This is a genomic window from Planctobacterium sp. AWH2_060 (assembly GCF_056158425.1).
Genome location: NZ_JBSWTG010000001.1, coordinates 1,677,586 through 1,693,151 on the forward strand (window position 1 = coordinate 1,677,586; position 15,566 = coordinate 1,693,151).

The window sequence follows — 15,566 nt, forward strand, 5'->3', positions numbered from 1 at the left end:
CGCCACAGAGCACTGGTAAAAACAGCTCAAGCATCGAAATATCAAATGATTGTGATGCAAGGCAAGGAAACTGGTCCTGCTCATTCACATCCAGAATTTGACGCATGGCATTAAAAGTAGATAGAAATTGCCCATGAGTAACCATTACCCCTTTGGGATTTCCAGTGGAACCAGAGGTATAGATGACGTAAGCCAGATCCCTTGCTTTACAGGTAACCGGCGCCTCTAATTGAATAGCGTCACAGTTCTCATGCCAGAGAGTTTGTTGCGTAAGCTCCTGGTCGATTAATAGTGGACCAGCACTCTCAGGTAATTTGTGTGCGGTCAATTGTTCTGCAACAACCAACTTAACCTTGCTATCCTGAATGATATAATTAAGACGCTCAGAAGGCAGTTCTGGATCCATAGGCACGTATACGGCCCCGAGTTTAAACACTGCTACGATAGCTGCCATCATATCAACAGAGCGCTCGGTACATATACCGACGAAATCCCCTCGCTGCACTCCTCTTGCCTGCAACAAAGTAGCAAGTTGTTGACCCGCGGCCAGCAACTGGGCAAAGGTCACTGAAGTTACCCCTTGATGGGATTCAGCTTCCACGGCAATGGCATCGGGAGTCAATCTTGCCTGGCGTTCTAAGACTTCGTAAATAGTCAGGTTGCTCAATTGCGATGGTATTGAATCACATGCTATACCGCCACTTAGCAAGGACAAGCGCTCAGTTTGTTCAGGACTTAACAAGGAGTAAGCACTATTTACCTGAAGCACGTCAGCCGTAATTTGAGTCAATAACCACTCAAAGCTCGCTGCCATGTTTTCTATGGTTTCGGAAACAAACAAGCTGTCGGCGTAACGCCAGTTAATGAGCAACGCATGTTCAGTTTCCGTGACATTCACATCCAGATCAGTTTTCACCACTGTCAGATCGCTACTCATGGTAGCCACATCCAGGCCTGGTAACTCTACGTCTACCTGCTCATTATTCTGCATTCCAAACAAAATCTGAAAAACAGGACTATGACTCAAACTCCTGGAGGGGTTCAGTTCATCAACTAATCTGTCAAAGGGCACATTTTGATGAGCAAAAGCATTGAGGATACTGGTTTTATTTTGAGCCAGAAGTTCGCTGAAAGGCAATTCCGGCGCAACTTTTAACCTTAAAATCAAGCTATTAACAAACAAACCAATCAAAGGCTCTTGTTCGCTGCGCGTTCTGCCTGCGACAGGTGTTCCTACAACAATATCCTTATCATTGCTCCAGCGACTCAAAAGCAGTGCAAATGCTGTATGGAGCAACATAAATAAACTGACACCCTGCTCGTTAGCCAACGATTTTAATTTACTGCCAAGTTCAGCGGATAAAGGCTGTATAAAACCAGCACCATCAAAACGTTGTATCTGCGGGCGAGATTTATCCAAAGGCAGATTATGTAAAACAGGTATATCCTTCAGCTCTTCTCGCCAAAACGACAGCGACTGCTCAAATTGCTCGGACTGCTCCACGCTGTATTGCCATGCGGCAAAATCAGCATATTGCATTGGCAAAGTGGCTAATTTTGCTGAACGGTTGTTGCTGTGAGCCTGATAAAGTTCGCTGAATTCTTTGACTAATATTCCCAAAGACCAGCCATCGGCGGCAATATGGTGCAGAGTAAACAGTAAAATATGTTCAACATCCGACAGTTTGAGTAAGCGACACCGCAACATCAAATCTTCCGCCAGATTAAAGCTCAGCCGGGCTTCATTGCGAATATATTCTCGCACCTGCTCGTTGCCATCAGCTTTTTGTGACAGGTCGGTAACTGGTAATGGAACCGGGCTGGCAGGATAAACCACCTGATTTGCCGTTTCTACCACGCCTTCATTTAAGTCACCTTGCTGCCTGTTCTGTGACTTATATCTGGTTCTCAGCACTTCATGTCGCTGTACTATGGTATCTAACGCGAATTGCAAAGCATCAATGTTTAACTCGCCTTTCAGTGACAACGCTGCAGGCATATTGTATTGCGAGCTGCCCTGAGCCATCTGATCCAGCACCCACAATCTTTGTTGAGCGAAAGACAGTGGAATATCAACATTGCGATCCGCTTTGAAAATTTCGCTTTCTTTATCACTCGATAAGCTGTCAATGTACTTAGCCATAACGCGAATGTTCGTGTATTCAAACATTGCTCTGACAGATACTTTTTTGTGACAACGACGAGCAATTTCGCTGACAACACGGGTGGCTAATAATGATTGCCCGCCAATTTCGAAAAAGTTTGCTGTTACACTGACTGACTCCTGTTTCAGGATTTCCTGCCAGATAGATTGCAACATCTCCTCAGTGACTGTTTCTGCTGCTTCATACTTAACAGATTGCGACACTTCAACTTCGGGTAAAGCTTTAACATTAAGTTTTCCGTTGCTGGTCAATGGCAAAGACGGCAAGGCAACCACTGCAGCAGGGATCATGTAATCAGGTAACGTTTGTTGCAAAGCCCGTCGGCACAGTTGTTCATCGACTGAATCAAGTTGCTGAGACTCAGGTACCACGTAAGACACCAACGAATCTACTGCAGCAACCTTGCGAATAACGGTCCTCGCGTTTGTTATGCCAGGTAACTTAGTGAGTTGTGTATCGATTTCTCCAAGCTCGATCCTGAAACCCCGCAACTTCACCTGATCATCGTTTCGACCTATGTAAACCAGATTGCCATCATTTGACCAACGCACCACATCACCGGTGCGATATAAACGCTCAGTCTCGTTGAACGGGGACAAAATAAACCGCGCCTCTGTCACTTCCGGTTTATTGACATAGCCTCTCGCCAGACCAATCCCGCCGATATAGAGCTCTCCTGCGACACACACTGGTACAGGCTGTTGGTTTTGGTCTAACACGTGTAACTGAATATTATGAATTGGCTTGCCAATCGTCACGTTTCCGCTTGTCTCAAGATTTTGACAATCCCAGTAACTTACATCGATAGCGGCCTCTGTTGGGCCATACAGGTTGTGCAATTCCACGCCCTGACTGCTCATGTCCCGGGTAGCCTGATAAAACTGAGTAACTAAATGCGCTCCCAACGCTTCACCGCTACAAAATACCCGTCTCAATGCACTGGCAAATTCAAATCCCTTGTGTTCAATAAAAATAGCTAACATTGAGGGAACAAAATGCAAAGTAGTTATCTCACAACTAGCCAGTAATCCTTTCAGATATTCAGGGTCTTTGTGACCCTGGGGTTTTGCAAATACCTGTTTTGCTCCCACCATCAGGGGCCACAAAAGCTCCCACACAGAGACATCAAAACTGTACGGGGTTTTCTGCAAAACCACATCATCCGGTTGTAAAGGATATTGTTTTTGCATCCAATCAATACGATTCACCAGAGCCCGGTGTTCAACCATTACGCCTTTGGGCTTACCAGTGGATCCGGACGTATAAATAATATTCGCCAGTAAGCCAGCATGCAGCGCTTGTATGTCCGGAGATTTTTGCTCAAAACCTGTCAATAAATCAGGGGCATCTAATTCAACACAATCAGGTGCATTTGCTGGTAATAAGGCAACTAAAGGTGACTGTGTCAGTATGATATTGGCACCACAATCTTCCAGCATATATGCAATGCGATCTGCTGGATAATCCGGGTCGACAGGAACATAAGCAGCACCAGACTTCAGAACAGCTATAATCGCCACTATCATATCCAAAGAGCGGTCTAGTAATAAGGCCACCGGTGCCTCCGGCTGTACGCCTCTGGCTAATAAAAAGCCAGCAAGCTGATTGGCCCTGGCATCCAGTTCTCGGTAGGTAAGGGATTGTCCTTCACACTCTGTGGCAATGCGCGCGGGATGGGCTACAGCCTGTGCTTCAAACAGTTGATGTAAACACAGTGCATCGGGGAAATCCGTTTCGGTGGCGTTCCAGTCATTTAGCTGTTGTTGATCCTTCAGCGACAACAATGGCAGCTCACTAACGACTCCCTCAGGCATCGCTACAACGGCATTGAGCAACAAACGATAAGATTCCGCCAGTCTTTGTATAGTGGTTTCATCAAACAACGCCTGAGCATATTTAAAGCTGACTTTAAGCTCTTCAGCGGCCTCGGTGACATTGACCTCAAGATCGAACTTCACAAACTGACTGTCGGCCTGCTCAGGAATAACGTTGAGATTGGTTAATGACAAATCAGATTGCTGAGCTTTTTGCAAACCAAACAGGATCTGAAACAGCGGTGAATGCGCCATGCTGCGTTCCGGATTCAGCTCTTCCACGATCGCTTCAAAAGGCACTGACTGATGCTCAAAGCCTGACAATATGGTTGTTTTATTTTGTGCTAAAAAGTCCTTAAATGATTGCTCAGGTTTTACTTTAGAACGGATAACCAGAGTATTGACAAAATAGCCAATCAAAGGCTCCAGATTGCGGTGTACTCGACCGGATACCGGCGACCCGATCAGGATATCATCCTGATTACTCCAGCGGGAAATGAGCAGAGCAAAAGCCGTTTGCATCAATATAAACAAACTCACCTGATGACTATTGGCCAGTTCTTGCAAGGCACGGAATTCGGTTTTGGCTAAATTCAGATGCACCGTACTTGCTAAAAATGTCTGTTTCTGAGGACGTTTTTTATCCAGTGGCAGGTCGTGTACCAAGGGAATATCAGCCAGTTGCGTTTGCCAATACGCCAAACTGCTGGCCCTGTTCTCAGTTTGCTTGTCACTTCGTTGCCAATGAACGTAATCGCCGTACTGCAGATGCAGAGGCGGCAAAGGTGACTCCTGCCCTATCAGACAGGCATTGTATAAAGCACTTATTTCCTTTGCTAAAATCCCAATGGAGATCCCATCACAGGCAATGTGATGCAAGGTGATAACCAATATGTGTTGTTCCTGAGCTATGCGCAATAAACGGCAACGCAGCATAGAATCCACACTTAAATCAAAGGCTTTGGTACAAGCCTCACGAACTAGTTTTTTAATCTCCGTTCCCGTATTTTCCTGACCGCTCAGGTCAATGAAATCAATTTCAACAGAATTGCGGGAAGTCACTATTTGTTCAGCGCTATCAGACGAGTATACCGTGCGCAAAACTTCATGCCGTTGCAACACAGAATTCAAAGCTCTTTGCAATGCTGGCAATTGTAGTTGACCTTCCAGTCGCAACGCCATGGGCATATTGTAGTGGGCACTACCGTTGTCGAATTGGTCGATAAACCAAATTGACTGTTGCCCTAATGAAAGCGGTAATTTACCACTGCGATCTACCGGCACAATATCGGATATCGTGGTTTCCTCAAGCGCCTCGAGGTGTGCCGATAGCGTTCGAATTGTGCTGTTTTCAAATATCGCTTTAACTGGCACTTCTTTGTTGTGGGAATGGGCGATTTCGCTGACCATTTTAGTCGCCATCAAAGAGTGGCCACCTATCTCAAAGAAATTATCTTCAATACCCACCTGTTCCAGCCCCAGCAATGATTGCCAGAGCTGTACCAGGGTTTCCTGTAGTACTGTTTCTGGGGCAACATAATTTTGAGCGGCCTGAAAATCAGCCAAAGGCAAGGCTTTTTTATCCACTTTATTGTTGCCGGTTACCGGTAATGTTGCCATTAACACAAAAGCGGAAGGCAGCATGTAAGAAGGTAATTTACTGCGGACATGCTGTCGCAAAGTTTGTATCAGTCTGGCTTCCTGATTTTCGTCGTCATTTTCTGTCCTGGGCACCACATAAGCCACCAGGCGCTTATCATGGTTTTGCGTATCTACAATTACGATGGCCTGAGATACTTCTGGATGCAGCATCAAACACTCTTCAATTTCCGCCAATTCGATACGGAATCCTCTGATTTTAACCTGGTCGTCTATGCGGCCAATAAACTCCAGCTGTCCTTGCGGTAGCCAACGCACCAGATCCCCGGTGCGATAAACACGCTGCTGACTCCCTGATGGACAGGAGATAAACTTTTCTGCGGTTAGTGTTGAATTGCGCAAATAACCTCTTGCCACACCGGCTCCGGCAACTAACAGCTCTCCAGTAACCCCCAGGGGCTGCAGTGCATTGTTTGCATCTACCACAATAAGATCGGCGTGTCCGGGCGTATTGCCTATTGGCACACTGGTACTTGATTGTATTTCGGTGCACTGATGTGCAGTACTCCAGACCGTGGCTTCAGTAGGACCATACTCATTGGTAAAGGATGCGTTTTTGCCCCAGGGTTGTTGAAAGTGGAGGTTTTTAAGCTGTTTATCTAACGCTTCGCCACCCGAAATTATTACCTGCAGGCTACTGGCTTTCCGGTTTCCATTTTGCTCCAGTTGCGCCAGTACCGTTCGATACAACACGGGAGGGATGCCGATATGGGTGATTTTTTGCTGCTCAACCGTATTGATGATGCAGTTTGACGATTTCGCATCGTCTGCATCCAATACGTGCAATGTACCACCACTGGTTAGACTCCAGAACAGACCAATCAAAGAGGCATCAAATGAGAAAGGTACCAGGGTCAAAAAGCGTTCCACTGGGCCACCGAAAAACGGAGTTCGGCTTAGGGTTGAGGCGACAATCTGACGATGTTCGATCTCAATGCCTTTGGGTTCACCGGTAGTACCTGAGCTATAGATAACATAGCACAGATTATCCTGCGTCAAATTGACAGACTCCGGCTTAATGTTGTCATCACTATAGCCAGACAACATGGTTTCTCCCATTTGACCGTCAACAGGAATGAGTTTCTGCTCATAAGCAGGTATCTGTGACAGCAGCCAACTTTGCGTGACAATAATATTGGCGGCAGAGTCCTGTAACATGAAATGGATGCGGTCTTCGGGATCAGTAGGTTCAATCGGAACATAGGCAGCACCCGATTTCATGATCCCCAGAATTGCCACTACCAGATCAGCACTGCGTTCCATACAGACGGCAACTAAAGTATCGGTTTTTGCGCCTTGCTCAACTAAGTAATGGGCTAAACGATTGGCTTTTTCGTTGAGTTGCCGGTAAGTCAAGGTGACATCCGCAAAAACAACTGCCTGGCGGTCAGGGTGCAGCGCTGCCATCTTCTCGATGTATTCATGCAAACAGAGATTTTCAGCAGTGATACGTTCCAGCAATGTGGCATCAGACTGCCCCAGCGACATCAGTCGCTGCTCTTCTTCCATCGAGAACACCGGTAGTTTGGTAATTTCCTGATGCGGTTGCTGGCAAAGGGTTTTTAGCATACGCTCGAAACCAGCCGCCATACGTGCAATGGTTTCGGCCTTAAACAGGCTATCAGCATAAACCCATTTAATCATCAGGCCATCTTCTGCTTCCACAACATGCAGTTCAATGTCGTTTTTAACCGATTCAGTCTCTCGCTCTATACCGTCAATTTTTATACCCGGCAGTGAGAAACTGACAGCCTCATTGTTGTGCATAGTAAAACTAAGTTGGCACAATGGATTGTGACTGGAATTTCGCTCCGGATTAAGTTCATTGACCAGTAACTCAAATGGCAGCTCCTGATGCTCAAAGGCTTCCAGCGTAGACTGTTTAACCTGCGACAATAGCTCTAAAAATTGCGGCGTCCCTGACAAATCCGTTCTGAAAATCAGATTATTAATGCAGCATCCCACCAAATTATCCATACTGGCATGTGCCCGTCCGGCTATCGGACTACCTATAACAATATCAGTCTCATTGCTCCAACGACCAATCAGCACTGACCAGGCGCATTGTAACAGCATAAACAGACTGGCTTCCTGGCGGGACGCCAATTGATTTAAAGCCTTGAGCGTTACCACGGGTAATGTCGAGGTGTAGGTTCCTGCGGAGAAACTTTGTTGTTCAGGTCTGACAAAATCCAGTGGCAACTGATGAACAACGGGCAAGTCTGCTAATTTATTAGTCCAGTAGGCGAGTTCCTGAGATAATTTTTCGCCACTGAGAGTATTGCGCTGCCAACTGGCAAAATCTGCGTATTGCAAGGGAACAGGTGACAATGGCGATTGTTGCTCTTGGGCAAACGCGCCATAAAGAGCTACAAACTCTTTGGCTAATATCGCATTAGACCAACCATCTGTGGCGATATGGTGCAAGGTGAAAAGTAAAACATGCTCCTGTTCGGCTAACACCAACAAACTACAGCGCAACATGTGATGCTGACTCAGGTCAAAGGGTTTTGCGGCTTCCTCTTCGGCAAAGTGACGCAACCGTGAGTCATTCACTGCCTCTTCGCGTAAATCTATTCGATGTATATCTAAAGCGCTGGCGGGATTAATAAGTTGTTGCTCATCACGATACACAGTTCTCAGTATTTCGTGCCTTTCCAGCAGAGTATCCAGTGCCCTTTGCATTGCAGTATAGTTAAGCTGCCCGGTCATTTTCAGGGCGAAAGGCATATTGTATTTGCTGCTATTGCCTTCAAATTGGTCGACAAACCAAAAGCGCTGTTGAGCAAAGGATAAAGGTAAAGGTTCGCGTCGGTCTGCCAGCGGAATTGCCGTAAAGGTTTCTCGCTTTTTAAGCTGAAGTTCATTGGCTAACAGTCGAATACTGGGGTTATTAAACAGCGTTCGCAAAGGTATCCGTTTATCCAACATTTTCGCAATGCTACTGATCATTCTGGTGGCCAGCAGAGAATGTCCACCTAAATCAAAGAAGTTGTCATTCACTCCCACCTGCTCAACACCCAACAGACTCTGCCACAATTCGGCCAGCTGTAGCTCAAGTTCGTTGCGCGGTGCCACATAAGCCTGCTCGCTTTGCTGAGCAATATCCGGTAATCCCCGTCGGTCCAGTTTACCGTTAGCCGTCAATGGCAAAGCTGCCAGCAACATCATTCCCGAAGGTATCATATGCTCCGGTAATACCTGACCCAGGGCATGACTGATATCCTGTATTAAAGCCGACTCTTCTTCAGCTTCCTGACTCACCACATAGGCCACAAGCCGGGCCTGCTCGCCTTCACCGGAAACCACAACCACTGCGTCTGACACGCCGGGATGCGCCTTTATCAATGAACTGACTTCGCCCGGCTCTATCCGGTAGCCCCGTATCTTAACCTGCTCATCGGCACGCCCGACAAACACCAGTTGGCTGTCTGCCGCATCCGACACACCCGCCTGCCAACGCACCAGGTCTCCGGTGCGATATAAGCGCTCACCTGCCACAAACGGGCTCGCTATAAAGCGCTCCGATGTCAGCGCCGGTCGGTTTAAATAGCCTTTGGCCACACAGGGGCCACCCACATACAGCTCACCCACCATGCCTTCGGCACACACCTGACGCTCACTGTCCAGCACGTACAAACGGGTATTGTCCATCGCCCGACCTATCGGTACCGAAACTGCGCCTTCATCAAGATTGTCTGCCTGTGCACTGAAGTCAAACAGGCTACAGCCCACCACCGTTTCCGTCGGACCGTAATGGTTGTATATCTGACTCCCGGGAAAACGCGCCTGTAACTGTCTGGCATCCCGTACACTCAGCGCTTCACCGCCTATCACAAAGACATGCTCTGCCGTCACTGTGCTGTCCGCATCCATCAGACTCAGCAGTCCTTTGACATGCATCGGGGTCATACGTATCAGATAGCGATGTGAATCCCCCTGATGCAGCTCCGTTGCCAGATGATTCAGCTCATCGCCGACACTCAGTAATCTCACACAACCGCCCTGCATCAACGGCAGGAACAGACCGGGAATACTGATATCAAAACCATGAGAAGTGACCACCAGTGAGCCGTCACCGCCGGTGGGGTAATATGCCTCCAGACCAAACGCCAGATAATCCACTAAGCCACCGTGACTCACTTCCACACCCTTGGGGGTACCGGTGGAGCCGGAGGTATAAATGACATAGGCACTGTCTGTCAGTGTCGCTACTGGCTCCGGATTACTGTCGGCATAATCTGACAACGCCCCTTCCCGGACAACATCATCCAGCATGAGTACATCCACGCTGGCTATCGGCAGTCCTGACAACATACCGGCACTGGTCAGTACCAGCTCGACACCGGCATCTTCCAGTAACTGACTGATTCTGGCCGGTTTACTGGAGGGCTCTATCGGAATATAGGCCGCTCCGGCTTTCAGTACCCCTAACAGCCCCACCAGTAATTCCACTGAACGACTGACATACACCGCCACAAAGTCTCCGACACCTGAGCCCTGCTCGCTCAGGTAGTCCGCTAACTGATTGGCATAACGGTTCAGGTCGCGATAACTGAGACTGCTGCACTCACCTGACTCTTCCTGATACCAGACCGCCACAGCATCCGGGGTCTGCGCTACCTGCGCCTCAAAACACGACACCAGGGTCTGATGACGGCCTTCGCTGTTGTGTCTGCCTTCGCCCTGCTTCAGCATTCGCTCTGCATCCGCCTCACTCTGAATCGCAAATTCCGACAACAAACCATCAGGGCGTGCTACGATGCTGCGCAACAGTGACTCAAAGCCTGAGGCCATACGGGCTATGCTTGCTTCGTCAAATAAGCTGCGGGCATAAGTCCAGTTGAAGAGAAGCTCACTTCCCTGTTCACTGGTCATTTCTTTCAGGTGCAGCTCCAGTTCATATTTGACCACGCCATCATCATTGCTCAATCGCTCAATACTGAGTTCTGGCAGGCTAATCTCACCCACTTCATTATTGTTAAATGCAAAACTGATTTGAGAAATCGGAGGGTAACTCATGTCCCGCTGAGGATTCAGCTCTTCCACCAGAGCGTCAAAGGAGATATTTTGATTCTCAAAAGCCGCCAGGGTGTTGCTTTTACACAATGTCAAAAGCTCTTCAAATGTCATTTCATTTGACAGCTGAGTTCTGTACACCAGGGTGTTAATAAACATCCCGATTAGCGATTCCACTTGCTTGTTGTTTCTACCTGCTATAGCAGAAGAGATAACAATATCCCGCTCCTGACTCCAACGCGCCAGAAACAGTACAAAAGCACTTTGCAGCACCATAAACAAACTGGTGTCACGGCCCGGCATCAAGGCTTTGATTTGTTGTGTTAAAGCGGCACTCAATTTGTGACTGAAAACTCCGGCACGAAAATCTTGTCTGGCCGGACGACTTCTGTCTAATGGCAGGCTATGTAAGCTCGGTGCACCATCCAGATTCTGCTTCCAGTAGCTCAATTCCTTTGCGATCTTATTACCACCCGCATCCAAAGTATGTCGTTGCCAGTGAGCAAAATCGCTATATTGTATCGGTAATTGAGGTAATGGACTGTTTTCACCTGCGCTAAATGACTGATATAAAGTGATAAATTCTTTTAACAGAATACCCGTAGACCAACCATCAAATGCAATGTGATGCATGGTCAGCAAAATGGCATGCTCTGTTTCTGATAGCGCCACCAGGGTCGCTCTCAACATCAAATCATGTTCTAAATCAAAAACATAGTTTGCTTCGCTGGTGACTTTTTCTGCCAGCTTGTCTTGTTTTTTATCATCCGATAGAGCTGTAAAATCAAGGTAGTCCATGCAGAACTGAGCGTCCTGAACTACCTGTCTGGGCCCCTCATCATGCATCACAAAAACACTGCGCAGTATAGTATGGCGACCAACAATTTCACTAAAAACACGCGCCACGATATCCTTGTCCAGCGCTCCGGTAAGCTTGAAGGCCATTGCAATATTGTATTGGCTGCTGCCCTCACTAATCTGATCTACCAACCACAATCTTTGCTGCGCAAAGGACAAGGGGTAGTGCTCCAGTGAAACCGCTGGGATTTCACTCGATGAAGAAGCTTGCGACTGTTGTAACCAGGCAATAATGTCCGCTTTGTATTTTTTTAATTCGGCAAGTAGATCTGGAGTGATATTTTTTTGTTCATCAACTAAAACCAAACGATCTTCTTTCAGTGCCAGCTTTATATTTTTTTGTTTACAGGCCGCAATGATGTCCAAGTGCTTCATAGTTCAATTATTTCCGTTTCATCCACTGTATCGAGGTCTAAAACGACCTCCTCTCGTAAGGCAGCTTCAGACCGGATCCCGTCCAGATAACTGGACAGTGCTTTTATTGTTTGATGCTGGAACAACTCCCGAATGGCGATATCGATAGACCACTTTTGCTCAATTCGCATAAGCACCTTTGTGGCTAACAAAGAATGACCGCCAAGGTCGAAAAAGTTTTCCTCAATACTCAGTTCTTCTGCTGAGATGGCTAATAACTCAGACCATATTTCAGCAATTGCTAATTCCGTCTCAGTTTCCGGAGCCACATACTCGGCAGCGGTAACTGTAACTTGTGGTTTCGGTAACGCTTTGCGATCTAGTTTGCCATTGCCGGTAAGTGGCAACGATGGCAAAAACATCACAAATGGCGGCACCATGTATTCGGGTAATACCAGGGCCAGTTTATTTTTAACCAAGTCAGCCAGTGCTGTGCCGTCAGTGTCTTCGAAATCACTCCCTTCTTCAGCCACTACATAAGCCACAAGATAGCGTTGTCCATGCTCATCTTGCGGTGCCAGCACGGCGGCTGATTTAACTTCCGGCAATCGGATTAACTGCTGCTCAATCTCACCCAGTTCAATTCTAAATCCGCGAACTTTGACCTGATCATCACAACGTCCCAGATATTCGAACTCGCCTTCGCCCAGATATCTGGCGATGTCTCCAGAACGATATAACCTTTGTTCCGGAAGGTGCGTAAAGCGCACAAAGCGCGATTCATTAAGCGCTTCGTTGTTCCAATAGCCCCGTGCAACACCGGGCCCGCCCACATACATTTCACCGGTACTTCCCCGCAATACAGGTTGACCTTCACTATCCAGCAAATAAATGCTCAAATCATCTATAGCGCGTCCAATAATGCTTCCCTTACCTGCTTCTATATCTGCCCCTGTAATCTGTTTGCAGGTGACATGTACAGTCGTTTCAGTAATCCCATACATATTGTACAAGCGTGGAGTTTCATCACCGCGACGCGATACCCAGGATGCCAGGTTCGATAACACCAGCGCTTCTCCACCAAAGATAACAGCCCTGAGGCTTATATCTTTATTGCGCTTCTGGTCAATAAAGCTCAATTGATTAAACGCTGCGGGCGTCTGATTCAAAACAGTTACCCGCTGTTCAACCAACAGCTCGTATAGCTCATCATAAGCGGTGGTCATCTCTGACGGCACTATGACCAGGCGTCCACCATAGAGCAAGGCGCCAAAAGCTTCCCATACAGAAAAGTCGAAGGCAATAGAGTGGCACAGGCTCCAGACATCACTACCGCTAAAATTGTAAGTTTCTTGTGTCGAATCAAATAACCGAACTACGTTGCGGTGCTCAATCATTACGCCCTTCGGATCCCCGGTGGACCCTGAGGTATAAATCATATACGCAAGACTGCAAGGATTCAGTGTCTTCGGTACATCGACATTGCCATCATTGCACGCCGCAATCTTTTGGCTATGGCTTTCTTCATCCAACGTGATACAGGCTATGTTAGAGAATAGTAATTCAGGGTGCAATGCCTGTTGTGATAATAATATGCGAATTCCGCTATCTTTCACTATGTATTGCAATCTAGCTTTAGGGGAGTTGGGATCTAACGGGACATAGGCGGCACCGGCTTTCAAAATAGCTAAAATAGCCACAATCATGTCGAAAGAGCGCTCAAAAAAGATCCCGACAAAGTCCTCTGAAGCCACGCCTTGTGCTTGCAAATAGTGCGCAAGTTTATTGGCCCGTCGATTAAGCTCCGCGTAGGATAGGTGCTTGCCATGCAAGGCCAGGGCTGTTTTTAGCGGCTGTTGTTGAACCTGTTGTTCAAATCGTTGATGAATACAGAGGTCAGATAGCTCACTCGATTCAGAATTTTGCCACTCCTGCAATTGCTGATAATCCAACTCAGTGTGGATCGACAACCTTCGAACCGGAGCTGACCATAGCTTGGGTAGTTGCGACAATACCAGTTGTAACTGACCTAGAATGCGCTGGATTTGGGCTTCACTAAATAACCCACCCTGCCAGGTACACTTGAGATCAATGCTGTCGCCCAAATCGACGTTTAACAATAAGTTGTAATGGGTTTGTTCACTGCTGAAAGCTTCCTCAATAATGAGATCCGTTGCTTCTTCAGATGTACCCTCATTGCTGCTGAGCGGATAATTGTTTACTGATATCACCGAGTGAAACAAGCTATCGCCATGGGCGATGCAAGATTGTTGTTGGATATCCAGTAGTGACAGATAACCATAGTCATTGCTATGAGCGGATTGTTCCTGTAATTCATAAATAATCTCTGCAATGCTTCGCTCATCGCAAGTCATAACCACAGGAACAGTATTAATAAACAATCCGACCATCTGTTCAATACCGTTTACCTGTGCAGGTCGACCCGAGATAGTAGTGCCAAATATCACCTGTTCATCCTGGCTGTACTTGTGCAACAAACAACCCCAGGCAAATTGCAATAAAGTGCTCATAGTCACTTTCATCTCACGCGTGAGATTTTTTAATTGCGCTGTTTCCGTAGCCCCGAGTTGCAGGCTACAACTGTTTAAGTGGTCATTTTTGTTTACCGGATGATCCGCGAAAACCAATTCTGTCGGTCCTTCAACATCGCTTAGTAACCGCTGCCAATAAGTCAGAGCTTGCTCTTTGGATTGTGCCTGCAACCACCGGATATAATCCTGGTAACTGGCAGGTTTCGGGGCTTCCAACTCAAGACCTGTGGAAAATTTAGCGTAGTGTTGCAACACATCATTAAACAGCACTGGAAGACTCCATCCATCCAGTAATGAATGATGGTGTGTCCACAAGATTTGGTGACGCTGAGAAGCCAATTTAACCAAAGTAATCCGCATTACCGGAGCTTGCTGAAAGTCAAAACCTTGAGCTCGGTCCTCAATTCTTAGTTTTTCAAACTCAACCTTTTGTTGCTCTTCGTCCAATTCACTCCAGTCTAGCTCGCACCAGGGTAAAGACGCCTTCTGAGATACCTGCTGATACCATTGCCCTTCAATCTCAATAAAAGCAGTACGCAGCACATCGTGGCGTGCAATCGCTGCAAGCCAGGCCTTTCTGAAAACAGCCGGGATTAAATTACCCCGAATAATCGGATAATTTTGTGTCACATAAGCGCTTTTTTCCAACATACTGTGGAAAATCAAACCTTCCTGCATTGGTGTAGCGGGATACAGTGCCTTTATCTTATTGTTTTTATTGAATAAATCATCTAGTTTAGGTTGCGAAACCCGGGCTAAGGGAAAGTCTGATGGCGTTACGCCAAGTTGCTTTTGCCCGGCACAGTGCTGTAGGATTTCCAATAAACACTGATTCACCAGATTGGCTAACTGCTCAATGCTACGGCGCTCAAATTGCAGCTCACTGTAATCAAAACTCAATTGCAGTTGACCATCCAATACTTTGCCGCTGACGCCCAATTTACAGGTTCTGTTCATATCTGGATTCATGGCTTGACCATCACTTTCCTCTGCCAGGGTCACAGTTGCCCCGTTGTCAAAGCTTTGGTCAATTTGTCCGAGATAATTAAACAGTATATCCGGCTCATTGAGTTCTTGTGTCCCCTCAAACTCCGCCAGACCTTTGATATAACGCAATATTCCGTAACCAGAGCCATTGCCCGGCA

Annotated in this window: 2 protein-coding genes (both only partly in view); both read right to left on the bottom strand. The window is 47.1% G+C overall.

Going from position 1 to position 15,566, the window contains the following annotated elements:
- Positions 1–11,890, bottom strand: the 5' portion of a protein-coding gene (locus tag ACXAD8_RS07295) for a non-ribosomal peptide synthase/polyketide synthase (protein WP_475226696.1). The gene continues 4,424 nt to the left of window position 1, outside the view; the window shows 11,890 of its 16,314 coding nt (coding positions 1–11,890); its start codon is at positions 11,888–11,890; the stop codon falls past the left edge of the window.
- Positions 11,887–15,566, bottom strand: the final stretch of a protein-coding gene (locus tag ACXAD8_RS07300; protein WP_475226697.1) for an amino acid adenylation domain-containing protein. 12,304 nt of this gene lie beyond the right edge of the window; only the last 3,680 of its 15,984 coding nucleotides appear in the window; its start codon lies beyond the right edge, outside the window; the stop codon is at positions 11,887–11,889. The genes ACXAD8_RS07295 and ACXAD8_RS07300 overlap by 4 nt, the downstream gene beginning before the upstream one ends.